Below are 23093 nucleotides of genomic sequence, written 5' to 3' on the forward strand. Positions count from 1 at the left end.
CACCCGTCCGGCGGGAGCCGTTCACCCTCGGTACTCCCGGCGCCGCCGGGGAGGGCGGACGCGCAGCGCGTCCGCCCCTCACTCGCCGTGACCGCCCCGGACCGGGGCAGCGGGCGGCGCCCCGTGGCCGCGGGCCGGACTCGTCCCGAACTCCTCGCGGTGGCGCGGAGGTTCAGTCCAGGTTCACGGAGCGTCGCAGCGGGTCGCGCAGGTCGGTGCCCTGGATGAGCCAGCGCTCCTCCAGGGCCTGGGCCCCGTGCACCCGCTTCCAGGCGGCCTCGTTCGCGGTCATGGGCAGCAGCGGCAGGAAGCGCACCGGGTCCATGGGGTGGTCGAGCTCCAGATCCTCGACGAGGCCGCCGGACTCGGCGACGAGGACGGAGCTGAAGGGGGCGCCGGGCCAGAGCGGTTCGCCGACGTCGAGCGACGCGCCCGGGGCGACGACCACTCCCTCGACCTGCGGGGTCGCGGCGAGGACGGCCAGCGGGCGCAGCACCTTGTCGGTCTCGGCGAGTCCGCCGCGCACGGTGAGGACGAGTTCCGCGCGGGGGCCCTTGACGGGGTCGGCGAGGGCGGAGGTGGGGTCGGCCATCGGTTGTGCGGACATGCCGAGGGTGGCGTACCGCACGAGATCGCCGTCCATGAAGCGGAGCACCTCGATCCGGTCCGTGCCGAGGAACGTCACCGCGGCCCTCGCGTCCGGTTCGCCGAGCGCCGTGCGCAGCCGGGCCTCGACCAGTGCAAGAACTTCTCCCATGCGGCGAGCATAGATCCCGTCGGGAATGGGCAAGGGACGGGATTGACCCTCGGTCGGCTGATAGTGTTGGCCACTGGTCGGGATTCCCGACTGCTCGTCACACGTCATCCCTCACGAGGGACCGGCCGGAGGAGGTGGGACTGCGATGGACCGAAGTCGGTCGGGCAGTACCAGCCGCTCTTTCGCCGCTCCGTACTCGAGCCCGGTGCGCTGCACCCTCCGGTGACCCGGGGTCCGTTCGGACCCGACCTCTCCGGCATCTCGCACGACGGAAGAGCACTTTCGCCTTTGCCTGTCTGTAGCGAACGCCGTCACCGCGCCCTGCCGGTGCCGCCCGCTTTGTGGACGACGTAGCTCCACGTCCTCATTCCGGGCTGTGCCACGTGTCGCGCGCCGACGGCCTCTCCGTGAAGGAGCATGCCCATGTCGATGATTCGTGACCTGCGCGCCGCCGTCCGTCCGGGCCTGCGCCACTCCCTGCGCAAGACGCCCACCACGTACACCGCTTACGACCCGACGCGTGACCACTCCGCCTCCAGTGCCGTGGTCGACTGCGCCGTCTACCGCGACGGGCTCCGCGTCGAGGACCGCGACTGCCTGACGCCCCGGGGCGCGATGCGTCACGTCCGCGAGAGCGGCGGCTTCGCGTGGATCGGCCTGCACGAGCCGACCGAGGCCGAATTCGCGGTCATCGCCGCCGAGTTCGGGCTGCACCCGCTGGCCGTCGAGGATGCCGTGCACGCCCACCAGCGGCCCAAGCTGGAGCGGTACGACGACACCCTCTTCACCGTCTTCAAGACGATCCACTACGTGGAGCACACCGAACTGACCGCGACCAGCGAGGTCGTCGAGACGGGTGAGGTCATGTGCTTCACCGGCCCCGACTTCGTCATCACCGTCCGGCACGGCGGCCAGGGCTCCCTGCGCAACCTCCGCCACCGCCTCCAGGGCGAGCCCGAGCTCCTCACCAAAGGGCCGTCCGCCGTCCTGCACGCCATCGCCGACCACGTGGTGGACGGCTACATCGCGGTCGCCGACGCCGTGGAACTGGACATCGACCAGCTGGAGATCGATGTCTTCTCACCCGCGACGAAGGGCTCCACACGCGGTACGGACACGGGGCGCATCTACCAGCTCAAGCGTGAGGTGCTGGAGTTCAAGCGGGCGGTGACCCCGCTGCTGCGCCCGATGCAGCTGCTGAGCGAGCGTCCGATGCGGCTCGTGGACCCCGACATCCAGAAGTACTTCCGTGACGTCGCCGACCACCTCGCCCGCGTCCAGGAGCAGGTCGTGGGATTCGACGAGCTCCTGAACTCGATCCTCCAGGCCAATCTGGCGCAGGCCACCGTCGCCCAGAACGAGGACATGCGCAAGATCACCTCGTGGGCGGCCATCGTGGCCGTCCCGACGGCGGTCTGCGGTGTGTACGGCATGAACTTCGACCACATGCCCGAGCTGCACTGGAAGTACGGCTACCCGATGGTCCTCACCGGCATCATCGCGGTCTGCTTCACCATCCACCGCACCCTGAAGCGCAACGGCTGGCTGTAGGCCGCGAGCGGCCGGCCGTCCTCCTCAGGCCTGGAGGGCGGCTCTCAGCAGTCCGTACACGTGGTCGGTCTCGGGCACGAGCGCGGCCTCGATCTCGTCGTCCGTGCGGCCGGCCAGGGTGAGCTCCTGTATCCGCCGGAACAGGAGGCGGTCGGCGGCGGCGATCTGCGCGGCGGCGGCCCGGGCCTCGATCGCCGTGACGCTTCCCGAGCCCCCCTCCCGCTCCTCCCCCTCCTCTCCCTCCGCCTCGGAGGCGGCGACGAGCGCTCGGGCGAGGGCCTCCTCGCGCAGGTCGTGCAGCTCGCGCAGCCGGGCGGTGAGCGTCGGGCTGTCCGCGATCATGCGGGCGAACTCGGGGCCGGTGAAGCCGGCGACCGGGCTGTGCTCCGCGAGCGTGGCCCGGAACGCCCGCTCGAGCGCCGTGAGCGGCGCCTCGCCCGGCTCGCGGTCCGCGACGGTACGGGCGAGGCCCTGGGTGAAGGCCTCGTGATGGTCGAGGGCCAGGTCCTCCTTGCGCGGAAAGTAGTTGGTCACCGTCTTCTTGGCGACGCGGGCCGCGTGCGCGATCTCGGTGATGGTCGTCTGCTCGAACCCCTGCTCGACGAAGAGCCGGGTGGCGCAGTCGGAGATCAGCTGCCGTGTCTCCTGCTTCTTGGACTCCCGGAGTCCCAGCTCGGTACTCATGAGGGAATCTTACACCCGGCGCAAAATTAGTCTTGCGCTACTCGGGCGCCTCTGCGTAAAGTTACATCCGTCGCAATATTCCTCCCGAGCCAAAGGACGTCATCCGCCCATGCGCGCCCTCGACGCCACCCCGTTCGCCCGCCGGGCGGACGCCACTTCCGAGCCCGCCGCCCCGACCACCCCCGGCACGGCCGCGGGAGCCACCGCGAGCCTTTCCGCGCTCTCCCCCCTCTCCGGCCCGCCCGCCGTGCGGGGCCGTGGAGCCGAGCTCCGCGCCCCCGCCCAGCGCCCGATACCGCGCGGCCGCGGCACCAAGGCGGCCCGGCCCCTCCACCGGGCTCCGCGTCGCACGTTCTGAAGCGTCACCCTCCGCCCCCCCGCCCCACCACCACGCCCGGCCGCAGCCGTAGCCGCACCCACCACGCCAGGAGTCCCGTGAACGTCACCACTTCCACCCTCTCCCTCACCGTCGCCGATGTGGACGCCTCGCGTGAGTTCTTCCGGACCCACCTCGGCTACGAGGTCGCGATGGCCGCCGAGGGCTTCGCCTCGCTTTCGCGGGGCGAAGCCGACCCGGCCGCCGACATCGTGCTGCTGCGGACGGGCACGGAGGTCCTGCCCCCGGAGCAGCGGCACCGGCGGGCGGAGGGTGTCATCCTGGCGTTCACCGTCAGCGGGCTCGACGCCGAGGAGCGCCGGCTGCGCGAGGCCGGAGCGCCGATCACCATGCCGCTGCGCGAGGAGCCGTGGGGGGAGCGGCTGTTCCAGATGACGGATCCGAACGGCATAGTCGTCCAGCTCGTCGAGTGGGTCACCCCGTCGAACCCGGTCTAGGAGCGGCCCGCGTCAAGGAGGGGAGCCCGGGGCGGAGGAGCGGGGGCGCGGCGCGGACGGCCCGGCGCCGCGGGGCGGTCGGCCGATAGGCTGCCGCCATGACCGACACGCTGCTCACCGGCGCCCTCGTCGAGGAGGCCACGAAGAAGTCCGGCCTCGTGTGGGTGCGGGGCACGGGCCCCGCCCGCGCGCTCTGGCACGTCTGGCACGACGGTGCCGCGTACGTCGTCGGCGACGGCCCCGGCGAGCAGCCGCTGCCCGGCCTGGCCGACGGCGGTACGGCCGAGGTGACCGTGCGCAGCAAGGACAAGGGCGGCCGGCTGGTGTCCTGGACGGCCTTCGTACGGGAGATCCCGGCGGGCTCCGAGGAGTGGGACGCGGCCGTGGCCGAGCTGAAGGGCAAGCGGCTGAACGCTCCGGACGGCGAGGCGATGCCGGGGCGCTGGGCGCGCGAGTGCCGGGTGCTGCGGCTGGAACCGCGTGCGGCGACGACGGAGCTGCCGGACGGCTCCCTGGCCGCCGCACCGCTGCCCACCGGGGCGACGACCCGCCGCCCGGTGCCGGCGGCCCTGCCGAAGCTGCTGCTCCGCAAGCGCCGCGCCTGAACGGCCCCGGCACCGGGACGGTACTCGGCCGGGCGGACGGACGGCCAGGCGCGGGGCGCGCCTGAGCGGCCCTGACGCCGGGATGTTCCGCGGCCGGGCGGACGGCTAGGCGCGCGGAAGCTGCTTGCCGTAGTCGAGGGTCTCCTCCTTCGACGGCGCGGTGAGCGGGAAGTCCTTGTTCCACTCGGAGAGCACCACGAGGCCCGCTCCCCCGCCCCGGGCCAGCCGGAGCGGGTACGGGGTGCCGTCCAGCGCCACGTCGAGCGTGCCGCCCTCGCCGCCCTGGCCGCCCTTGACCTTGATCGTGCGGGTGCCGCCGATCTGGTCACGGTCGCCCTTGACGGCCTCGCCGTGGATGCCGATCAGACCGTCGAGGAGGAGGTCCATGTCGGTGAAGCCGCGCAGCCGCGGGTAGGAAGGATCGTCCTGCGGGACCTTCACGTACTTGTCGTCGAGCTTGTCGGCGGCCTCGGAGTCGGACTCGGTCGGCTCGCCGGACGCCTTGTCGTCGTGGGTCCAGAATCCGGCGTCGGCCTTCATGTAGAGCGCGTCGCCGACGCGGAGCAGCTCGAAGGTGCTGTTCTTCGTCCGCACCGAGCCGGTGGCACCGTCCTGCTTGAGCCGCATGTCGAGCTTGTACGTGCCGCCCTTGCTGACGAAGGTGCCGGCGAGCCGCACGGCCCGGGCCTCGTCCGCCGCCGAACGGGCCTTCCGCTCGATCTCGGGCGCGGAGAGCCGGCCGACCCCGTTGGTCCCCTCGTCCGGGTCGGCGGCGCAGGCGGCGAGCCCCACCGTCAGACCCGCGCAGAGCGCCAGCGGGGCGACGGCTCTGCGCAGCCGTGCCGCTTGGACGCGCGCTGCCGGGGTACGCGATGACGGGACGAGGACGGTCATCTGCGCTGCCTCTCGTGTCGGTGGGGGGCCCGCGGGCATGCCCGTCGGGGCGCGGGGGCGAGGGTCGCCGCTCACGGCCGGGCGAGCGCCGGGGCCGGTTGGGGGGAACGGCAGACGCAGCGTACCCGGGCCGGGGGACCGCTCCTGCGGCAGCCGTACGGAGGTGCTGCCGGAGCGGGGCGGAACGGCACGGGCTAGCCTGAAACCGGCAAAGCCCGGCAACGGCTCTGCGAGAACCGGAATCGTGCGGCACCGAGGAGGCGCGTGGCATGGCGGCAGGCGCCCCCCGCATCTTCGTCTCCCACCTGGCCGGTGTCCCGGTCTTCGACCCGGTCGGCGACCAGGTGGGCCGGGTCAGCGATCTCGTGGCCATGCTGCGGGTGGGACGCAGGCCTCCCCGGTTGCTCGGGATGGTGGTGGAGGTGCTCAGCCGCCGCCGGGTGTTCGTGCCGATGACCCGCATCACCGGTGTGGAGTCGGGCCAGGTCATCACCACGGGTGTGGTGAACATGCGCAGGTTCGAGCAGCGGCCGACGGAGCGGCTCGTCCTCGGTGAGCTGCTGGACCGGCGGGTGCGGCTCGTGGGCCCGGACGGGCGGGAGGGCGAGGAGGTCACCGTCCTCGACGTGTCGATCCAGCAGCTGCCGGCTCGCCGGGACTGGGAGATCGACAAGGTCTTCGTGCGGCGAGGCAAGGGCGGGGCGTTGCGCCGGAAGGGCGAGACGCTGACCGTGGAGTGGTCGGCCGTCAGCGGATTCTCCCTGGAGGAGCACGGCCAGGGCGCCGAGAACCTGGTCGCGACCTTCGAGAAGCTGCGGCCCGCCGACCTGGCCAACGTGCTGCACCACCTGTCGCCCAAGCGGCGCGCCGAGGTGGCGGCGGCGCTGGACGACGACCGGCTCGCGGACGTCCTGGAGGAGCTGCCCGAGGACGACCAGATCGAGATCCTGGGCAAGCTGAAGGAGGAGCGGGCGGCCGACGTCCTGGAGGCGATGGACCCGGACGACGCGGCCGACCTGCTGTCGGAGCTGCCGGAGGAGGACAAGGAGCGGCTGCTGACGCTGATGCGGCCGGACGACGCGGCGGACGTGCGGCGGCTCATGGCGTACGAGGAGCGCACGGCGGGCGGTCTGATGACCACGGAGCCCATCGTGCTGCGGCCGGACGCCACGGTGGCGGACGCGCTGGCCCGGGTGCGGCAGCAGGACCTGTCCCCCGCGCTCGCCGCCCAGGTGTACGTGTGCCGGCCGCCCGACGAGACGCCGACGGGGAAGTACCTGGGCACGGTGCACTTCCAGCGGCTGCTGCGCGACCCGCCGTTCACGCTGGTCGGCGCGCTGGTGGACAGTGACCTGCCGCCGCTCGGCCCGGCCACCCCGCTGCCGGCGGTGACCAGCTATTTCGCCGCGTACAACCTGGTGGCGGCGCCGGTGGTGGACGAGAGCGGTTCGCTGCTGGGCGCGGTCACCGTGGACGACGTACTGGACCATCTGCTGCCGGAGGACTGGCGGGAGACGGAGTTCCACGAGGAGGGGGTGCAGGGTGGCTGACCGGACGCAGGAGCGCGACCGCGAGCAACGGGAGCGGCAGCTGCCGAGGATCCGGCTCGACCAGCCCCGGATCCGGCGGCCCCGGCTGCTGCCGGAGTACGACCCCGAGGCCTTCGGGCGGCTGTCGGAGCGGATCGCCCGCTTCCTGGGGACGGGCCGGTTCATCGTCTGGATGACGGTGATGATCATCGCGTGGGTGGTGTGGAACGTCTCCGCGCCGGCCGGGCTGCGCTTCGACGAGTACCCGTTCATCTTCCTGACCCTGATGCTCTCCCTCCAGGCCTCGTACGCGGCTCCGCTGATCCTGCTCGCGCAGAACCGGCAGGACGACCGGGACCGGGTGAACCTGGAGCAGGACCGGAAGCAGAACGAGCGGTCGATCGCGGACACCGAGTACCTGACGCGGGAGATCGCGGCCCTGCGGATGGGCCTGGGGGAGGTCGCCACGCGGGACTGGATCCGTTCGGAGCTCCAGGATCTGGTGAAGGAGCTGGAGGACCGGGATCTATTCCCGTCCGGGGGCGGCCGGCACAGTGACGTACCCGACCGTTGACAGCCCTTTCATGGGCCGGTGGTCGTCGCCGTACCATCTGTCGTATGGCTACGGAAGACGCGGTGCTCGAGGCACTGGCGACGGTGAACGACCCCGAGATCAACAAACCGATCACTGAGCTCGGCATGGTGAAGTCGGTGGAGATCGGACCGGACGGCCGGGTCGCGGTGACGGTCTATCTGACGGTGTCCGGGTGCCCGATGCGCGACACCATCACGCAGCGCGTGTCCGAGGCCGTGTCGCGGGTCGAGGGCGTCACCGGTGTGGACGTCTCGCTGGACGTGATGAGCGACGAGCAGCGCAAGGAGCTGGCGGCGGCGCTGCGCGGGACGACGGCGGAGCGGGAGGTGCCGTTCGCGAAGCCGGGTTCGCTGACCCGGGTGTACGCGGTCGCCTCCGGAAAGGGCGGCGTCGGCAAGTCCTCCGTGACCGTGAACCTGGCGGCGGCGATGGCCGCCGACGGTCTGAAGGTCGGTGTGGTCGACGCCGACATCTACGGCCACAGCGTGCCGCGGATGCTGGGCGCGGACGGCCGTCCCACCCAGGTCGAGAACATGATCATGCCGCCGTCGGCGAACGGCGTGAAGGTCATCTCGATCGGCATGTTCACCCCGGGCAACGCGCCCGTCGTCTGGCGCGGCCCGATGCTGCACCGCGCGCTCCAGCAGTTCCTCGCGGACGTGTACTGGGGCGACCTGGACGTCCTGCTGCTCGACCTGCCGCCGGGCACCGGTGACATCGCGATCTCGGTCGCGCAGCTGGTCCCGAACGCGGAGATCCTCGTCGTCACCACCCCCCAGCAGGCGGCGGCCGAGGTGGCCGAGCGGGCCGGTTCGATCGCGGTGCAGACGCACCAGAAGATCGTCGGCGTGGTGGAGAACATGTCGGGTCTGCCGTGCCCGCACTGCGACGAGATGGTCGACGTGTTCGGCACGGGCGGCGGCCAGAAGGTCGCGGACGGCCTGACGAGGACCACGGGCGCCACCGTTCCCGTGCTCGGCTCGATCCCGATCGACGTGCGGCTGCGCGAGGGCGGCGACGAGGGCAGGCCGGTCGTCCTGTCGGACCCGGAATCCCCCGCCGGCGCGGCGCTGCGCGCGATCGCCGGCAAGCTGGGCGGCCGCCAGCGCGGTCTCTCCGGCATGAGCCTGGGCATCACGCCGCGCAACAAGTTCTGACGCGGCCGAGCGTACGGCGAAGGGGCGCCCCCCGTCCGGGGGCGCCCCTTTCCCGTGCCCCGGTGCTACGCGTACGCGCCGAGGTCCTTGATCTGCGAGAAGCCGAGGCCGTACGCGCTCATGCCCCGCCCGTACGCCCCGAGGTGCACGCCCGAGGCCGAGCCGGCGAGGACCCAGCCGAACTCGGTCTCGCGGTAGTGGAAGGGCACGGGCGCGCCGTCCACGGGCAGCGAGAGCGTCGACCAGGCGGGCCCGGTGAGGTCGTCGGCCAGCTCGAACGCGGTCTCGGTCTGCTGGTCCAGCCAGTGGTCGCGCAGCGCGTGGTCGAGGGAGGCGGGCCAGGTGTGGGCGAGGAGCCCGGAACCGGCCAGCCAGGCGGCGGAGGAGACCGTGGTGGCCTCGAGGACGCCGGTGCCGTCGCCGGTGCGCCGTACGGGGCTCGCCGCCACCGTCACGACGACCGCGAACCGTTCCTTCTCGGTGGTGCTCGCGTCGGACTTTATCGACGGCTCGTCGCCGTGGCCGGTCGAACCGTGCTGCACGGTGCCGTCCGCCGCGGTCCCGACCTGCATGAGCCAGCGCGGCCCGGTAAAAGCCTCGTCGAGGCCGTACCAGGCGAAGGACGCGCGCAGATAGCTCTCGGCGGAACGCCGGGCCGCCCGCGCACCCTCCGCCCGACTCGTGGTCTCCATCTCGGCCGCCTCCTCGTTCGTTCGACAGAGCGAGGATAGCCACCGGGGAGTGCCTGGCCGGTGACAGCCCGCCGTCAGGTCGCGTCGGAGTCGTACGGCGGGCGCTCGCCGGCGTCCGGCCGGTCCTTCTTCACGAGGTCGGGCGAGCCGTTCACGGCGGTGACGGGAGCACCGTTCACGGCGGTGCCGGCGGCCGGGGCTCCGGTGAGGGAGGAGGGCTGCGACTCCCGGCCGTGGACGGCGTCGGCGACCTCGTTCATCTCCTTCTTGAGGTCGAAGGTGCTGCGCAGCTCCTTGAGCTCACGCAGGTCCTCGTTGCCGTCCAGCTGCTTGCGGATGAAGGTCTTGGGGTTCAGATCCTCGAACTCGAAGTTCTTGAACTCCGGGCCCAGCTCGCTGCGGATGTCTTCCTTCGCGCTGTCGGAGAAGTCACGGACCTTCCGGATGAAACGGGAGACGTCCTGGATGACCTTCGGCAGTTTGTCCGGCCCGAAGACGAGCACGGCCAGCACGACGAGCGTCACCAGCTCGAGTGCGCCTATGTCGGTGAACACCTAGTAGCTCCTTCATGCCGGTCAAGGGCCCCGTCCACGGTACCCGCCGAAACTGCCGGACGGGTACCTCGCGGTGTCCTCCACATGCCGCTCAGGTGCCCTGGGAGGAACCGAGCGTCAGTGTCTTGGTGATCTCGCGGCCGCCCCGCTTCAGGGTCAGTTCGAGTCGGTCGCCGGGACGGTGGGCGCGGATCTTGACGATCAACTCCTCGCCGTTGTGGACCCGCTGGCCGTCGACGCGGACGATGACGTCGCCCGGCCGCAGCCCGGCCCGGGCGGCGGGGCCGCCGGGGGTGACGGACGGCGCGCCGTCCTTGCCCTTCTCCCCCACGCGGGCGCCGTCGCCGTTGAACTGCATGTCGAGGCTCACACCGATGACGGGGTGGGTGGCCTTGCCGGTATTGATGAGTTCCTCGGCGACCCGCTTGCCCTGGTTGATCGGTATGGCGAAGCCGAGGCCGATGGAGCCGGCCTGCTCACCGCCCCCTTCGCCGTCACCGGATCCGCCGGCCGCGCGGATGGCGCTGTTGATGCCGATGACGCGGGCCCGGGAGTCGAGAAGTGGCCCACCGGAGTTCCCGGGGTTGATGGGCGCGTCGGTCTGGAGGGCGTCGACGTAGCTGACGTCGCTGCCGTCACCCTTCTCGCCGCCGGCGGTGATCGGGCGCTCCTTGGCGCTGATGATCCCGGAGGTGACGGTGTTGGAGAGGTCGAAGGGGGCGCCGATGGCGACGACGGGGTCGCCGACGCGGACGTTGTCGGAGTTTCCGAGCGGCAGCGGTTTGAGACCGGAGACACCGGTCACCCGGACGACGGCGAGGTCGTACCCGGCGTCCTTGCCCACGAGCTCGGCGTCGGCACTCTCGCCGCTGGAGAACGTGACCGTGATGTCGCCGGAGGAGCCGGCGCCGTCGACCACGTGATTGTTGGTGAGGATGTGGCCCTTGGTGTCGAGGACGAAGCCGGTGCCCGTCCCGGCGCCCCCGCCGCCGCTGACGTGGAGGGTGACGACGCCCGGCAGCGCGCTGGCCGCGATGCCGGCGACGCTCTCGGGTGCGCGGCCGGTGTCGGCGGCCTCGGCCTGGGGCAGCTCGACGGTGGTGAGACCGCCGTGGCGCTCCACGTAGGCGCCGACGCCCCCGCCGATGACGCCGGTGACGAGCGCGAGGAGCAGCGCGCCGACGAGGGCGAGGCCCTTGCCGGGCTTCTTCCTCGCGGGCGGCGCCACCGGGGTGACGCCGGTGGGGCCGGTGCCCCAGGGGTCGTACTGCACCCACGGCGCGGGTGCGACGGTCTGCGGCTGCGGGTGGGGTACGGGCGCGGCGGGCGCGGGTACGGCCTGCGGCGGTACGGCGGCGGCCGGCCGCTGCACGGGCGGCGCGGGCGCCCACGGCCCGGGCTCCCCGTAGGGCGGCGTCCGGTACTCGTCGGGCGCGTGCAGCGGCTGCGGAGCCGGCGGGGCCGGGGGCTCGTCGCGGCCGTCGTACGGGGCGGGCGCGGCGTCGGCGTCGTGCGGCGGCAGGCCCGCGGGCGCGACCGGAGCGAGCGGTCCGTGCGGCTCCCCCGGGCGCTCGTCCGCCACCGACGTGCGCTCCTTCGTCAGGTCGACGGCCGGCGGGGCGGGCGCGGGGTCCTGCCCGGCGGGCGCGGCCGGCGCCGGTACGGCGTCGAGGGCCGGGGCCCCGGCGGGGGCGCCCACGGGCTCACCGGCCGGGCCGTCCTTCGTCAGGTCGACCGCCGGCGGGGCAGGCTCGGGGGCCTGCGCCGGTGAGGCGGGCCGAGGGGCTTGGAGGGGAAAGTCGTCGTCCGCGGGGGGCGGCGAGGGTATCCGCGCCGCCTCCGGGGCCGTCGAAGGCCGGCTCCACCAGTTCGGCTTCCCGTCGTTCATGCTCTCCCCGCAAACCGCTGACCCGTGCGCGCCCCTGGCTCGGGGCCCCTGCCCCAGGATTCAACCAGGTCGCGGGTCAGCGGGGGGAGCCGAGCGGCAGGGTGGACGGGCCCGGGGCGGGGCTCGGCACGGGCCCGAGGGCCAGATGCGGGACCGGGCCCGTCGGCCGTATGAAGGGGGACAGCGCGAACGGCGGGTGCGCCGCCTGGTTCTGGAGCCGTACCGCCAGGAGCGGCGACGGGGCGGAGTGCGCGACGGGCGGGACGTGGCCGGGTGCCAGCGGTCCGCGCGGCGCGGTGAGCGGCCGGGCGGCGAAGGGGGGCGCCTCGCCCGCGAGGGACTGCGCGCCGGTGGAGCGCTCCCCGGAGCGGGCGCCGCGCACGGTGCTCGCGCCGGGTCCGGTCGCGGAGGCGCTCGCCCGCAGCGGGGTGATCGCGCTGCCGGTGCCCTGTCCGCGACCGCTCGCGTTCACGGAGGACTCCAGCGGCAGGGTGCCGCCGAGGGCTATGGCCGCGAAGGAGACGGCGCTGGCCGCGGCGAAGGCGAAGCGCCGGCCGCGTCCGGGCAGTCCGGGGCCGCGGTCGACCTCGTGGATGCGGAAGCCGCGCCCGGTGCCGGGGGCGGGCGTGGCGACGGCCGCCGTGGCGAAGCCGTCGGACTTCAGGCCCGCGGAGCCGAGGAACTCCTCCAGGGGGCCTCGCGGCGCGGCGGGTTCACCAGGGCCCCCGGGGGCCGCCGGTGCTCCCGGAGGTCCCCCGGGCAGCCCCTGGAGGCGTGCGAGGAAACCCTCCGACGGTGCGGGCGGCGCCGAGGAGGCGAAGACGCTCTTGAGGGTGCGCTGCGCGTCGGCCTCGGCCTTGCAGCGGGCACAGGTGGCCAGGTGGGCCAGGACCCGCTCACGGGCGTCGTGACCGAGTTCGCCGTCGACGAGCGCGGCGAGCCGGTCCCCCAGGTGGTGCTCCGCGGGGGTCGGCGAGGAGGGACGTGTGCCGCTCACGCTGTCCCGGCCTCCCATCCGACGGCGGCCAGCGCACGCTCCGCCCGGGCCTCGGGCGAGCGGTGCTTGAGCGCCTTCCGCAGGTGGGAGCGGCCGCGGTGGATGCGGCTGCGGACGGTGCCGAGCTTCACGCCGAGGGTGGCGGCGATCTCCTCGTAGGAGAGGCCCTCGATGTCGCAGAGGACGACCGCGGCGCGGAACTCGGGCGCGAGGGTGTCCAGGGCCTGCTGCACGTCGGCGTCGAAGTGCGTGTCGTTGAAGGCCTGCTGCGGCGAGGGTTCGCGGCTGGGGAGCCGCTCGGCCGCGTCGTCGGCGAGCGCGTCGAAGCGGATGCGCTGCTTGCGGCGGACCATGTCGAGGAAGAGGTTGGTGGTGATGCGGTGCAGCCAGCCCTCGAAGGTGCCGGGGGTGTAGGTCGACAGCGAGCGGAAGACGCGGACGAAGACCTCCTGGGTGAGGTCCTCGGCGTCGTGCTGGTTGCCTGTCAGACGGTAGGCGAGGCGGTACACGCGGCCGCTGTGGGTGCTGACGATCTCCTCCCAGCTGGGCGGAGTCCACGCCTGCGATTCCGCATCCGATGCGAAGGTCGCGGTGGTGGGTGCGGAGTCGGCGGTGCGGATACGGTCAGCGGTGTCGGTCACGGATTTCGGCTCACCCGCCGACCTGAGAAGACGCCGAAGCACTCCTCCCCGATCCACAGGCGTAGCCGCACCTCCCCTGTCGGCTCTGGTGGTGTCCAGCGGAGCCCCTACCATAGCCACCTCGCCCGTTAGCTCCGGATAAGAATCTTTACGCGAATTTGGGACGGGCTCGTCCGGCTGACCGGGCTCACCCTCCGCCTTCTGTGAACGCCCGGTCCCATCTGCGGGTTCCCGCTGACAGCGGATACAGTCACCGTTGCGTCAACTACGGGGACAGGAGAGGGCCATTACCGCCAACCGGCAGACGAGCTGGGCGTTCGCCGACGCCTATGTCGCCGAGGACGAAGCTCTGCGCTGGGCCCGGGAGCGGGCCCGCGAGACGGGGCTTCCCTCGGTGTCGCCGGGTACGGGCGCGGCCCTGCGCCTGCTCGCCGCGTCGGCGGACGCCAAGGCGGTGGCGGAGATCGGGACGGGCACCGGCGTGTCGGGCATCTATCTGCTGCTCGGGATGCGCCCGGACGGGGTCCTGACGACGGTCGACCTGCAGCCGGAGCGGCAGCAGGTGGCGAAGACGGCGTTCCGCGCGGCGGGATTCGCCGGCAACCGGGCGCGGTTCATCCCCGGGCGCGCCCTGGACGTCCTGCCCCGGCTCGCGGACGGCGGGTACGACCTCGTCTTCTGCGACGGCGACCGGCTGGAGTACCTGGACTACCTCGCTGAATCGTTGCGCCTGCTGCGGCCCGGGGGGGTCGTCTGCTTCGAGGGCGTCTTCGCGGACGGCCGTACGGTGGACTCCTCGGCCCAGCCGGCCGAGGTGCAGCGGGTGCGGGAGCTGCTGCGCGCGGTGCGGGAGAGCCAGGAGCTGCTGCCGACGCTGCTGCCGGTGGGCGACGGCCTCCTGTGCGCGGTGCGCCGGGGCTGAGCCGGGCCGCACGGGACCCGGAGACCCACGGGAGCCGCACGGGCCCCGGATCCCTCCGCCGAGACACCACTGCCCCGGAGCGGCGGAGCCGTCCGGGGCAGCGGTGAAGAGTCGTGTACGCGTCAGCCGACGACCTGCTTCAGGGCGTCGCCCAGTGCCTGGGCCTCGTCCGGGGTCAGCTCGACGACAAGCCGACCGCCGCCTTCGAGCGGAACGCGCATGACGATGCCCCGCCCCTCCTTGGTCACCTCGAGCGGGCCGTCACCCGTTCGCGGCTTCATGGCCGCCATGCTCGTTCCCCTTCCTGAAACCAGCTCATCGCAGCCGGGCAGCTCCATGGGATGGAGCACGCGTCACCGGCTTCGAACACATTGCTTCCAGGTCATTATCCCGCATCGCAGGACCCGATGACCAACATCGATCCGCATCGCTTGCGCAACGCGCTTCCGCAAAACCCCTCATTTCGGCGATCCGCCTGCGATACTTCGCCGCCGCGCGTCACCAAGGCGTCCGGAATTCTTTGACGCAGCTCACATGGGCGGCCGGGATGATCTCCGCCATGCTGGGCGGGTCAACGACGCAAAGAGGCGAAGGGGTCCCCGATGGCCGACACGGTCCTGTACGAGGTGAGCGACGGGCTCGCCACCATCACCCTCAACCGGCCCGAGGCCATGAACGCCCTGAACGTGGCGGCCAAGGTGGCCCTGCGGGACGCGGCCGAGGCGGCGGGCGCCGACCCGGCCGTACGGGCGGTGCTGCTCACGGCCGCGGGCGACCGCGCCTTCTGCGTGGGCCAGGACCTGAAGGAGCACGTGGGCCTGCTGCTCCAGGACGCCGAGTCCGGCACCCGGGAGACCATGACGACGGTCCGGGACCACTACAACCCGATCGTGCGGGCCCTCACCGGTATGAAGAAGCCCGTCGTGGCGGGCGTGAACGGTGTCGCGGCGGGCGCGGGCCTCGGTTTCGCCCTCGCGGCGGACTACCGGGTCGTCGCGGACACCGCCTCGTTCAACACCTCCTTCGCGGGCGTGGCGCTGACGGCGGACTCGGGCGTGTCCTGGACGCTGCCGCGGCTGATCGGCGCGAGCCGCGCCTCGGACCTGCTCCTCTTCCCGCGCTCGATCAGCGCCCAGGAGGCGTACGAGCTGGGCATCGTGAACCGTCTCGTCCCGGCGGCCGAGCTGGCCGCCGAGGCCGAGAAGGTGGCCCGCCGCCTCGCGCAGGGGCCGACCGTCGCGTACGCCGCCCTGAAGGAGTCCCTCGCCTACGGGGCCGACCACTCGCTCACCGAGGCCCTCGACAAGGAGGACGAGCTGCAGACCCTCGCGGGCGCCTCGGAGGACCACACGATCGCGGTGCGCGCTTTCGTCGCCAAGGAGAAGCCGGCGTACAAGGGCCGGTGACCGGCCGCCCGGGGCGGCCGGCGTCAGTTCCCGCCCCGGGCCACACAGCCCGTCACGTGGTCGTCCACGAGGCCGCAGGCCTGCATGAGGGCGTAGGCGGTGGTGGGGCCGACGAAGCGCAGGCCGCGCTTCTTGAGCGCCTTGGACAGGGCCGTCGACTCCTCGGTGACGGCCGGCACCTCCGCGACCGTGCGCGGGACGGGACGGTGCGCCGGGTCGGGGGCGTACGACCAGATGAGCCCGTCCAGCTCGCCCGGGGACCACTGCGCCAGCAGCTTCGCGTTGGCGAGGGTGGCGTCTACCTTGGCGCGGTTGCGGATGATGCCCTCGTCGGCCAGGAGCCGCTCGCGGTCCGCCTCGCCGAAGGCGGCGACGGCGGCGATCTCGAAACCGGCGAAGGCGCGCCGGAAGCCCTCGCGGCGGCGCAGGATCGTGATCCACGACAGGCCGGACTGGAAGGCCTCCAGGCACAGCCGCTCGAAGAGGGCGTCGTCGCCGTGGACGGGGCGGCCCCACTCCTCGTCGTGGTACGTCACGTAGTCGGGGGCCGACAGGCCCCAGGGGCAGCGCAGTCGGCCGTCCGGCCCGGGGATCGCCTCGCCGGTCACGCGCGCTCCCCTTCCGCGCCACCGGAGCCGGACACGGGGCCGGGCGCGGGTCCGGGGCCGGGCGCGGCGCCGGAGTCCTGGACGCCCGCGCCGTCGCCGCCGGCGGTCCGGCCCGGGACCGCGCCGGCGAGGGCCTCCTCCAGCTCCGCGATCCGGGCGTCGCGCTCGGCGAGCTCGGCCCCGAGGCGTACGAGGACGTCGTCCACGTCCTCCATGCGGTAGCCGCGGACGGCCACGGGCAGCCGGAGCGCCTCCACGTCGGCGCGGTCGACGGGGCGGGTGACCGGCAGGGGGTCGACGAGCTGCTCGGGCGCCACCTCGGGCAGCACCTCGCTGTCGCCGCCGCCGACGACGGCCAGGGTCACGGCGGCCACGACCACGACCATCGTGATGAGCAGAAACCAGAACACGCGCGCCTCTTCCCCGAGTGGAATTCGTCCCGTGCCGATCGTGCCACGTGCCACCGGCGGTTAGGGTCGCAGACGATGCGGGCGACCGGCCACGAGGGAGGACAAAAGGGATGCTGCGCTTGGGACGGCGGGAATTCGGGCCGCACGAGCCGGTGATCATGGCGATCGTGAACCGGACGCCGGACTCCTTCTACGACCAGGGCGCGACCTTCCGCGACGAGCCGGCGCTCGCCCGGGTCGAGCAGGCGGTGGCCGAGGGCGCCGCGATCGTCGACATCGGCGGGGTGAAGGCCGGTCCCGGCGAGGAGGTGACGGCCGAGGAGGAGGCGCGCCGCACGGTCGGCTTCGTCGCGGAGGTGCGCCGCCGCCACCCGGACGTGGTGATCAGCGTCGACACCTGGCGGGCCGATGTCGGCGAGGCGGTCTGCGAGGCCGGGGCGGACCTCCTCAACGACGCCTGGGGCGGCGTGGACCCGCGGCTCGCGGAGGTCGCGGCGAAGTACGGGGCGGGCCTGGTGTGCACGCACGCGGGCGGCGCGGAGCCGCGGACCCGGCCGCACCGGATCGCGTACGAGGACGTGATGGCCGACATCCTGCGGGTGACCGTCGGCCTGGCGGAGCGGGCGGTGGCGCTCGGCGTGCGGCGGGACGGGATCATGATCGACCCGGGGCACGACTTCGGGAAGAACACCCGGCACAGCCTGGAGGCGACCCGGCGGCTCGGCGAGATGACCGCCACGGGCTGGCCGGTGCTGGTCTCGCTGTCCAACAAGGACTTCGTGGGCGAGACCCTGGACCGGCCGGTGAAGGAGCGGGTGCTCGGCACGCTGGCGACGACGGCCGTCTCCGCGTGGCTCGGCGCCCAGGTGTACCGGGTGCACGAGGTCGCCGAGACGAAGCAGGTCCTCGACATGGTGGCCTCCATCGCCGGTCACCGGCCCCCCGCCGTCGCCCGGCGCGGCCTGGCGTAGAGGGGCGGGCCCCGGAAGGGCCGGTCGCGGCGGACGGAGCCGTCCCCACGACCGGCCGGGGGCGGTGGCCTACCGGCCGACCTCCTTGGTGACGAGCGCGACCGCCTCCTCCACGTCGTCCGTGACGTGGAAGAGGAGCAGGTCCCGCTCGGAGGCCTTGCCGCCGGCGACGACGGTGTCGCGCAGCCAGTCGACGAGGCCCTTCCAGTACTCCGTGCCGAACAGCACGATCGGGAAGCGGGTCACCTTGCGGGTCTGGACCAGGGTGAGCGCCTCGAACAGCTCGTCCAGTGTGCCGAGGCCGCCGGGCAGCACGACGAAGCCCTGCGCGTACTTCACGAACATCGTCTTGCGGACGAAGAAGTAGCGGAAGTTCACGCCGATGTCGACGTGGGGGTTGAGCCCCTGTTCGAAGGGCAGCTCGATGCCGAGGCCGACCGAGATGCCCTTGGCCTCCCTGGCTCCCTTGTTGGCCGCCTCCATGGCGCCGGGCCCGCCGCCCGTGATGACCGCGAAACCGGCCTCGACGAGCGCCCTGCCGATCTTCACGCCCGCCTCGTACTCGGGCGAGTCGGGCCGGGTACGGGCCGAGCCGAAGACGCTGATCGCGCTGGGCAGTTCGGCCAGCGCGCCGAAGCCCTCGACGAACTCGGACTGGATGCGCATGACCCGCCAGGGGTCGGTGTGCACCCATTCCGAGTCGCCCTCGGTGTCGAGCAGCCGCTGGTCCGTGGTGCCGGGCTGGACCTGGTCCCTGCGCCGCAGCACCGGTCCGAGCCGCTGCTCCTCCGGCTTCGTGTCCCCTTCGGGGGTCCCCATGGCCTGCTCCCTCCGTCGATCCGTCGATCTTCTGGTCCGGTCAGGGTAGGACGGCAGAGGTGACGAATGGCGAAATTACGGAAGGCGTGCGGTCAGCCAGTCGCGGAGCCGGGCCTCGCAGTGGTGGATCCGGTCGACCTGGACGTGCTCGTCGCGCTTGTGCGCGTAGATGGCGTCGCCGGGTCCGTAGTTGACGGCGGGCACGCCGAGTGCGCTGAAGCGGGCGACGTCGGTCCAGCCGAACTTGGGCTGGGCGCTGCCGCCCACGGCCTTCATGAAGGCCTCGGCGGCGGGGTGCGAGAGGCCGGGCAGGGCGCCGGGGCTCTCGTCGTCCACGACGAACTCGGCGACGCCGCAGCCGTCGAAGAAGGCGCGGACGTACGCCAGGGCCTCGGCCGGGCTGCGGTCGGGGGCGTAGCGGTAGTTGACGGTCACCGTGCAGGCGTCGGGGATGACGTTGGTGGCGACGCCGCCCTCGATCCGTACGGCGTTGAGGCCCTCGTGGTACTGGAGGCCGTCGATGACCGGCCTGCGCGGCTCGTAGGAGGCGAGGCGCTCCAGGATGGGGGCGGCGGCGTGGATGGCGTTGGAGCCCATCCAGGAGCGGGCGGAGTGGGCGCGCTCGCCGGCGGTGCGCAGGACGACCCGCAGGGTGCCCTGGCAGCCGCCCTCGACCTGGCCGTCGGAGGGCTCGAGGAGGACGGCGAAGTCGCCCTCCAGCCACTCGGGGTGGGCGGCGGCGACCTTGCCGAGACCGTTGAGGTCGGCGGCGACCTCCTCGTTGTCGTAGAAGACGAAGGTGAGGTCGCGGTTGGGCTCGGGCACGGTGGCGGCGATCCGCAGCTGGACGGCGACGCCGGACTTCATGTCGGAGGTGCCGCAGCCCCACAGGACGCCGTTCCCGTCGAGCCGGGAGGGCACGTTGTCGGCGATGGGCACGGTGTCGATGTGGCCGGCGAGCACGACGCGCTCGGGGCGGCCGAGCGTGGTGCGGGCGACGACGTTGTTCCCGTACCGGTCGACGGTGAGGTGCGGCAGGGCCCTCAGGGCCCGCTCGATGGCGTCGGCGAGCGGTCCCTCGGTCCCGCTGACGGACGGGAAGTCGACGAGGGCGGCGGTGAGCGCGGCGCCGTCCTGGGACAGGTCGAGAGCGGGGTCGAGCGGGGTGATGTCAGCCATATGCCGACCCTAACCCGGGCTCCAGTACGGTGGGCCCCGTGTCCGAGCCCACCCGTCCCGCCCGTCGCGGTCGCCTCGCCCGTTCGGCGGCCGCCCTCGCCGTGCTCTGCGGCCTCGCCGGTTACATCGCCGTCCACCAGCTGACGGGGAGCAAAGGCGCGCCCCGGTGCGGCGTGGGCAGCGGGGAGAACCGGTACGAGTTCACGCCGGAGCAGGCGTCGAACGCGGCGACGATCTCGGCGGTGGGCACCGGCCGGGGGCTGCCGGAGCGGGCGGTGACGATCGCCCTGGCGACGGCGCTGCAGGAGTCGGCGCTGCGGAACATCGAGCACGGTGACCGGGACTCGCTGGGGCTGTTCCAGCAGCGGCCCTCGATGGGCTGGGGGACGCCGCGGCAGATCCTGGATCCGGTGTACTCGGCGACGAAGTTCTACGAGGGGCTGGAGAAGGTCCCGGGGTATTCGCGGCTGCCGCTGACGGTGGCGGCGCAGAAGGTGCAGCGGAGCGGTTTCCCGCAGGCGTACGCGAAGCACGAGCCGGACGCGGCGCTGCTCTCCGCGGCGCTGACGGGCCGGGCACCGGCCGCGCTGTCCTGTACGGCGCGCGTGACGGGCGGCCGGCCGGGCGATCCGCGCCACGTGCGCGAGGAGCTGGCGCGGGACTTCGGCCGCGGGGCGGTGCCCGCGGCGGTGGCGGGCGGGTCGAGCGCGGGCCGGCCGGCCTCGGGGCCGCCGGTTCTGACCCTGCCGGTCCGGCCGGTGACGGGCACGGGCCGGGCCGCCGGGGACCGGCGCGGCTGGGAGCTGGCGCAGTGGGCGGTGGCGCGGGCGGAGGATCTGCGCGTCGTCGAGGTCGCGTACGGGGGCAAGGTCTGGCACGCGAGCGACTCGGGCGGCGGCTGGGAGCCCGCCTCCGGCTCGTCCGCCGCGGAGCCGGGCACGGTCCGCCTGCGACTGGCGCAGTAGCGGCCCCGGGGGCCGGTCGCCGGACCGCGCGGCGGACGGGCCGGAGGCGGGCTCCCGGCGCGGCGGACCGCCGCGCGCCCACCGGTCACGCGTGCGGTGGTTCACTCGCCCGGGGGGCGGCTCCGGTGAACCGCGGAGGGACACGCACCTGCCCCGGACGCCGCCCCACGCCCCCGTCCGCGTCCCGGCTCCGGCCTTGCGGCACAAGGGAAGTGACGGTTCGGCAGGGAGCCCGACACGGACGCGTTCGTCCGCTTTCCTCCCCACCCGACAATACGACGCATTGCCAACTCTTTACCTTCGGTCGCCGCAACCTCCCCCGCCCCGCAGCCGGTTGTCACCGCGTACACGTCCTCTCCGTCGAAGGAGCACCATGTCCCTCCCCCTGACCCGTCGGATCGCCCGCGCCGCCCTCCTCCTCGCGGCCGGCGCAGCCCCCGTGGTCGGTGCGGCCGGCTCCGCGAGCGCCCTGGACCACGGCCTCGCGCCGACCGGCGCCCTGGGCAGCGTGACCGCCCTGGACACCGCGACCGCGAACGGCACCGTCGACAGCGCCTCGCAGACCGCGACCGGTGTCGTCGGCGAGGCCGGCGGCGAGGCGGTCGCCGCGGCCGCTCCGACCGCCGGCAAGGCCGTCGACGCGGCGGGGCGGACCGCCACCCCGCTCGCCCAGGAGGCCACCGGTGACGCCGCCGACAGCGCGGGCCGCCTCGTGACCAGGACCACCGAGAACCCGACCCAGGGCACCCTGGGCGGCCTGCCGCTGGGCGACTGACACGCGTCGGCACCGAACGGGTGAGGGCCCGGGGAGCGTCCGCTCCCCGGGCCCTCACCCGTTCCCGCCGTCAGCGCAGGCGCTCGACCGCGGCCCGGACCCGCTCGTCCGTCGCCGTGAACGCGACCCGCACGAACCGGTCGCCCGCCTCGCCGTAGAAGTCGCCCGGCGCCACCAGGACGCCCTTCCCCGCCAGGTACGCCACCGTCTCCCAGCACGGCTCGTCCCGGGTCGCCCACAGGTAGAGGCTCGCCTCGCTGTGCTCGATCCGGAAGCCGTGACCCTCCAGAGCCGTCCGCAGGGCGGTGCGCCGGGCCGCGTACCGCTCGCGCTGCTCCAGCACGTGCGCGTCGTCCGAGAGCGCCGCGACCGTGGCCGCCTGCACCGGCGCCGCGGTCATCATGCCGCCGTGCTTGCGGATCCGGAGCAGCTCGCCGAGCACCGCCGCGTCGCCCGCGACGAAGGCGGCCCGGTAACCGGCCAGGTTGGAGCGCTTGGAGAGCGAGTGGACGGCGACGAGGCCCTCGTACGAGCCGCCGCAGACGTCCGGGTGCAGCACGGAGACCGGGTCGGCCTCCCAGCCCAGCTCCAGGTAGCACTCGTCGGACAGGACGAGGACGCCGTGCTCGCGCGCCCAGGCCACGATCCGGGTCAGCTCGTCCTTGCCGAGGACCCGGCCGGTCGGGTTGGACGGCGAGTTGAGCCACAGCAGCTTGACCGCGGCCGGGTCGAGGTCGGTGGTGGGGTCGTCGTAGACGACGGGCTCCGCGCCGCAGAGCCGCGCGCCGACCTCGTACGTCGGGTAGGCGAGGCGCGGGTGGGCGACCTGGTCGCCGGGGCCGAGCCCGAGCTGCGTCGGCAGCCAGGCCACCAGCTCCTTGGAGCCGACCACCGGCAGCACGTTCTCGTGGGCCGTGCCGACGGCGCCCAGGCGCCGCTCGCACCAGCCGGTGAGCGCGTCCCGCAGCTCCTTCGTCCCCCAGACGGTCGGATAACCCGGGGAGTCCGCCGCGGCCACCAGGGCCTTCTGGATCAGCGCCGGGACCGGGTCGACGGGCGTGCCGACGGAGAGGTCCACGATTCCGTCCGGGTGCGCCAGGGCCGTCCTCTTGTACGGCTCCAGCTTGTCCCAGGGGAAGACGGGCAGGCGCGAAGAGACTGCGCTCACGGTTCTTGGCTCACTTCCTCGTACGTACGGGAAAACGCCTCGGTCCCGCACGGCGGGCGGCGCCGTGCGGGACCGGAGTGCGGTCGATCAGCCGTTCTGCGGCGGCAGCGCGGCGATGAAGGGGTGGTCGCGCTCGATCAGGCCGAGCTTGGAGGCGCCACCGGGCGAACCGAGCTCGTCGAAGAACTCGACGTTCGCCTTGTAGTAGTCCTTCCACTCCTCCGGGGTGTCGTCCTCGTAGAAGATCGCCTCGACCGGGCAGACCGGCTCACAGGCCCCGCAGTCGACGCATTCGTCCGGGTGGATGTACAAGGACCGCTTGCCCTCGTAGATGCAGTCGACGGGGCACTCCTCGATGCACGCCTTGTCCTTGACGTCGACACAAGGCTGCGCGATGACGTAGGTCACGCTGTCGTTCCTCCTCGGTAGGGCTGGTCTGCGCGGGAGCGCGGCGTCGTCGATGCCCGCACCTAGTATCTCCGTTCTTGAGGG

The 23093-nt window shown here is 73.2% G+C and carries 27 protein-coding genes; 12 read left to right on the top strand and 15 right to left on the bottom strand.

The window, feature by feature from the left end; all coding sequences use genetic code 11:
* Positions 1-172: 172 nt before the first annotated feature.
* Entirely contained in the window at positions 173-757 is a 585-nt protein-coding gene (locus tag ACFY60_RS02440) for a suppressor of fused domain protein (RefSeq protein WP_388607444.1), read from the bottom strand.
* Between the two features lie 423 nt (positions 758-1180).
* Between ACFY60_RS02440 and ACFY60_RS02445 the strand changes: the two genes are divergently transcribed.
* Positions 1181-2308 (top strand): magnesium and cobalt transport protein CorA, encoded by a 1128-nt coding sequence (locus tag ACFY60_RS02445; protein ID WP_388607442.1) that lies wholly within the window; start codon positions 1181-1183, stop codon positions 2306-2308.
* A gap of 24 nt (positions 2309-2332) precedes the next feature.
* Here ACFY60_RS02445 and ACFY60_RS02450 read toward each other — a convergent pair whose 3' ends face one another.
* On the bottom strand, positions 2333-2992 hold the full coding sequence (locus tag ACFY60_RS02450) for a TetR/AcrR family transcriptional regulator (RefSeq protein WP_388607440.1): 660 nt from the start codon (positions 2990-2992) through the stop codon (positions 2333-2335).
* Between the two features lie 109 nt (positions 2993-3101).
* Here ACFY60_RS02450 and ACFY60_RS02455 point away from each other — a divergent pair, with 109 nt between their 5' ends.
* From ACFY60_RS02455 to ACFY60_RS02465, 3 genes are all read left to right on the top strand, one after another.
* On the top strand, positions 3102-3350 hold the full coding sequence (locus ACFY60_RS02455) for a hypothetical protein (RefSeq protein WP_388607439.1): 249 nt from the start codon (positions 3102-3104) through the stop codon (positions 3348-3350).
* A 77-nt stretch (positions 3351-3427) separates the two neighbouring features.
* Positions 3428-3826: a VOC family protein gene (locus tag ACFY60_RS02460; protein WP_388607437.1), complete on the top strand. Its 399-nt coding sequence runs from the start codon at positions 3428-3430 to the stop codon at positions 3824-3826.
* 98 nt (positions 3827-3924) lie between these two features.
* On the top strand, positions 3925-4431 hold the full coding sequence (locus ACFY60_RS02465; protein WP_388607435.1) for a hypothetical protein: 507 nt from the start codon (positions 3925-3927) through the stop codon (positions 4429-4431).
* 105 nt (positions 4432-4536) lie between these two features.
* Here ACFY60_RS02465 and ACFY60_RS02470 read toward each other — a convergent pair whose 3' ends face one another.
* Entirely contained in the window at positions 4537-5325 is a 789-nt protein-coding gene (locus tag ACFY60_RS02470) for a hypothetical protein (RefSeq protein ID WP_388607434.1), read from the bottom strand.
* 269 nt (positions 5326-5594) lie between these two features.
* Between ACFY60_RS02470 and ACFY60_RS02475 the strand changes: the two genes are divergently transcribed.
* From ACFY60_RS02475 to ACFY60_RS02485, 3 genes are read left to right on the top strand one after another with little or no spacing between them, the layout of a single operon-like run.
* Complete coding sequence (locus ACFY60_RS02475) at positions 5595-6875, top strand: magnesium transporter MgtE N-terminal domain-containing protein (protein ID WP_388607432.1); 1281 nt, start codon at positions 5595-5597, stop codon at positions 6873-6875.
* Complete coding sequence (locus ACFY60_RS02480; protein ID WP_309051580.1) at positions 6868-7428, top strand: DUF1003 domain-containing protein; 561 nt, start codon at positions 6868-6870, stop codon at positions 7426-7428. Before ACFY60_RS02475 ends, ACFY60_RS02480 begins: the two co-directional genes overlap by 8 nt.
* A gap of 44 nt (positions 7429-7472) precedes the next feature.
* Complete coding sequence (locus tag ACFY60_RS02485) at positions 7473-8606, top strand: Mrp/NBP35 family ATP-binding protein (protein ID WP_388607429.1); 1134 nt, start codon at positions 7473-7475, stop codon at positions 8604-8606.
* A 65-nt stretch (positions 8607-8671) separates the two neighbouring features.
* On the opposite strand, the gene ACFY60_RS02490 is transcribed toward ACFY60_RS02485, so the two are convergent.
* From ACFY60_RS02490 to sigE, 5 genes are all read right to left on the bottom strand, one after another.
* Positions 8672-9298, bottom strand: coding sequence for a hypothetical protein (locus ACFY60_RS02490; RefSeq protein ID WP_388607427.1), 627 nt, complete (start codon positions 9296-9298; stop codon positions 8672-8674).
* Positions 9299-9372: 74 nt separating this feature from the next.
* Entirely contained in the window at positions 9373-9852 is a 480-nt protein-coding gene (locus ACFY60_RS02495) for a sec-independent translocase (RefSeq protein ID WP_309055156.1), read from the bottom strand.
* Between the two features lie 91 nt (positions 9853-9943).
* Positions 9944-11740, bottom strand: a complete 1797-nt coding sequence (locus ACFY60_RS02500; RefSeq protein WP_388607425.1) for a S1C family serine protease — start codon at positions 11738-11740, stop codon at positions 9944-9946.
* 76 nt (positions 11741-11816) lie between these two features.
* Positions 11817-12737: a zf-HC2 domain-containing protein gene (locus ACFY60_RS02505; RefSeq protein WP_388607424.1), complete on the bottom strand. Its 921-nt coding sequence runs from the start codon at positions 12735-12737 to the stop codon at positions 11817-11819.
* Complete coding sequence (gene sigE / locus ACFY60_RS02510; RefSeq protein WP_388607422.1) at positions 12734-13492, bottom strand: RNA polymerase sigma factor SigE; 759 nt, start codon at positions 13490-13492, stop codon at positions 12734-12736. Before sigE ends, ACFY60_RS02505 begins: the two co-directional genes overlap by 4 nt.
* 142 nt (positions 13493-13634) lie before the next feature.
* Here sigE and ACFY60_RS02515 point away from each other — a divergent pair, with 142 nt between their 5' ends.
* A complete protein-coding gene (locus ACFY60_RS02515) occupies positions 13635-14300 on the top strand; it encodes an O-methyltransferase (protein ID WP_345287126.1) in 666 nt (221 codons plus the stop codon).
* 122 nt (positions 14301-14422) lie between these two features.
* Here ACFY60_RS02515 and ACFY60_RS02520 read toward each other — a convergent pair whose 3' ends face one another.
* Positions 14423-14590, bottom strand: coding sequence for a DUF3117 domain-containing protein (locus ACFY60_RS02520; protein WP_073809075.1), 168 nt, complete (start codon positions 14588-14590; stop codon positions 14423-14425).
* Between the two features lie 312 nt (positions 14591-14902).
* Between ACFY60_RS02520 and ACFY60_RS02525 the strand changes: the two genes are divergently transcribed.
* Positions 14903-15706 carry an enoyl-CoA hydratase/isomerase family protein gene (locus ACFY60_RS02525; RefSeq protein WP_388607420.1) on the top strand — a complete coding sequence of 268 codons (804 nt, stop codon included), beginning with the start codon at positions 14903-14905 and terminating at the stop codon, positions 15704-15706.
* A 23-nt stretch (positions 15707-15729) separates the two neighbouring features.
* On the opposite strand, the gene ACFY60_RS02530 is transcribed toward ACFY60_RS02525, so the two are convergent.
* Together ACFY60_RS02530 and ACFY60_RS02535 are read right to left on the bottom strand one after the other, a co-directional pair.
* Complete coding sequence (locus ACFY60_RS02530; protein WP_309052757.1) at positions 15730-16314, bottom strand: DNA-3-methyladenine glycosylase I; 585 nt, start codon at positions 16312-16314, stop codon at positions 15730-15732.
* The gene (locus tag ACFY60_RS02535) at positions 16311-16724 is read right to left on the bottom strand and encodes a hypothetical protein (RefSeq protein ID WP_388607418.1); all 414 of its coding nucleotides are present in this window, start codon (positions 16722-16724) and stop codon (positions 16311-16313) included. Before ACFY60_RS02535 ends, ACFY60_RS02530 begins: the two co-directional genes overlap by 4 nt.
* 110 nt (positions 16725-16834) lie before the next feature.
* Between ACFY60_RS02535 and folP the strand changes: the two genes are divergently transcribed.
* Positions 16835-17695 (top strand): dihydropteroate synthase, encoded by an 861-nt coding sequence (gene folP / locus ACFY60_RS02540; RefSeq protein ID WP_309052755.1) that lies wholly within the window; start codon positions 16835-16837, stop codon positions 17693-17695.
* Between the two features lie 69 nt (positions 17696-17764).
* Here the strand turns inward: folP and ACFY60_RS02545 are convergent, their stop codons facing one another.
* Together ACFY60_RS02545 and dapE are read right to left on the bottom strand one after the other, a co-directional pair.
* Positions 17765-18514 carry a TIGR00730 family Rossman fold protein gene (locus ACFY60_RS02545; protein ID WP_388607415.1) on the bottom strand — a complete coding sequence of 250 codons (750 nt, stop codon included), beginning with the start codon at positions 18512-18514 and terminating at the stop codon, positions 17765-17767.
* A gap of 75 nt (positions 18515-18589) precedes the next feature.
* On the bottom strand, positions 18590-19693 hold the full coding sequence (dapE, locus tag ACFY60_RS02550; RefSeq protein ID WP_388607414.1) for a succinyl-diaminopimelate desuccinylase: 1104 nt from the start codon (positions 19691-19693) through the stop codon (positions 18590-18592).
* A 29-nt stretch (positions 19694-19722) separates the two neighbouring features.
* Between dapE and ACFY60_RS02555 the strand changes: the two genes are divergently transcribed.
* Positions 19723-20658, top strand: a complete 936-nt coding sequence (locus ACFY60_RS02555; RefSeq protein ID WP_388607413.1) for a hypothetical protein — start codon at positions 19723-19725, stop codon at positions 20656-20658.
* Between the two features lie 373 nt (positions 20659-21031).
* Positions 21032-21433: an ATP-binding protein gene (locus tag ACFY60_RS02560; protein ID WP_388607410.1), complete on the top strand. Its 402-nt coding sequence runs from the start codon at positions 21032-21034 to the stop codon at positions 21431-21433.
* A gap of 70 nt (positions 21434-21503) precedes the next feature.
* On the opposite strand, the gene dapC is transcribed toward ACFY60_RS02560, so the two are convergent.
* The gene (dapC, locus tag ACFY60_RS02565; RefSeq protein ID WP_388607407.1) at positions 21504-22601 is read right to left on the bottom strand and encodes a succinyldiaminopimelate transaminase; all 1098 of its coding nucleotides are present in this window, start codon (positions 22599-22601) and stop codon (positions 21504-21506) included.
* Between the two features lie 87 nt (positions 22602-22688).
* Entirely contained in the window at positions 22689-23009 is a 321-nt protein-coding gene (gene fdxA / locus ACFY60_RS02570) for a ferredoxin (protein WP_058940613.1), read from the bottom strand.
* Positions 23010-23093: the final 84 nt, after the last annotated feature.

This window comes from Streptomyces sp. NPDC012827, from assembly GCF_042900905.1.
In the GTDB taxonomy this organism is placed as follows: domain Bacteria; phylum Actinomycetota; class Actinomycetes; order Streptomycetales; family Streptomycetaceae; genus Streptomyces; species Streptomyces gulbargensis.

Bases quoted from the DNA above. Each gene is read 5' to 3' on its own strand.
- folP (WP_309052755.1), top strand. From the start codon at position 16,835: ATGCTGCGCTTGGGACGGCGGGAATTCGGGCCGCACGAGCCGGTGATC.
- ACFY60_RS02470 (WP_388607434.1), bottom strand. From the start codon at position 5,325: ATGACCGTCCTCGTCCCGTCATCGCGTACCCCGGCAGCGCGCGTCCAA.
- ACFY60_RS02475 (WP_388607432.1), top strand. From the start codon at position 5,595: ATGGCGGCAGGCGCCCCCCGCATCTTCGTCTCCCACCTGGCCGGTGTC.
- ACFY60_RS02520 (WP_073809075.1), bottom strand. From the start codon at position 14,590: ATGGCGGCCATGAAGCCGCGAACGGGTGACGGCCCGCTCGAGGTGACC.
- ACFY60_RS02525 (WP_388607420.1), top strand. From the start codon at position 14,903: ATGGCCGACACGGTCCTGTACGAGGTGAGCGACGGGCTCGCCACCATC.
- ACFY60_RS02440 (WP_388607444.1), bottom strand. From the start codon at position 757: ATGGGAGAAGTTCTTGCACTGGTCGAGGCCCGGCTGCGCACGGCGCTC.
- ACFY60_RS02500 (WP_388607425.1), bottom strand. From the start codon at position 11,740: ATGAACGACGGGAAGCCGAACTGGTGGAGCCGGCCTTCGACGGCCCCG.
- ACFY60_RS02490 (WP_388607427.1), bottom strand. From the start codon at position 9,298: ATGGAGACCACGAGTCGGGCGGAGGGTGCGCGGGCGGCCCGGCGTTCC.
- ACFY60_RS02450 (WP_388607440.1), bottom strand. From the start codon at position 2,992: ATGAGTACCGAGCTGGGACTCCGGGAGTCCAAGAAGCAGGAGACACGG.
- ACFY60_RS02560 (WP_388607410.1), top strand. From the start codon at position 21,032: ATGTCCCTCCCCCTGACCCGTCGGATCGCCCGCGCCGCCCTCCTCCTC.
- ACFY60_RS02465 (WP_388607435.1), top strand. From the start codon at position 3,925: ATGACCGACACGCTGCTCACCGGCGCCCTCGTCGAGGAGGCCACGAAG.
- ACFY60_RS02445 (WP_388607442.1), top strand. From the start codon at position 1,181: ATGTCGATGATTCGTGACCTGCGCGCCGCCGTCCGTCCGGGCCTGCGC.
- ACFY60_RS02485 (WP_388607429.1), top strand. From the start codon at position 7,473: ATGGCTACGGAAGACGCGGTGCTCGAGGCACTGGCGACGGTGAACGAC.
- dapE (WP_388607414.1), bottom strand. From the start codon at position 19,693: ATGGCTGACATCACCCCGCTCGACCCCGCTCTCGACCTGTCCCAGGAC.
- ACFY60_RS02545 (WP_388607415.1), bottom strand. From the start codon at position 18,514: ATGGGGACCCCCGAAGGGGACACGAAGCCGGAGGAGCAGCGGCTCGGA.
- sigE (WP_388607422.1), bottom strand. From the start codon at position 13,492: ATGGTAGGGGCTCCGCTGGACACCACCAGAGCCGACAGGGGAGGTGCG.
- ACFY60_RS02455 (WP_388607439.1), top strand. From the start codon at position 3,102: ATGCGCGCCCTCGACGCCACCCCGTTCGCCCGCCGGGCGGACGCCACT.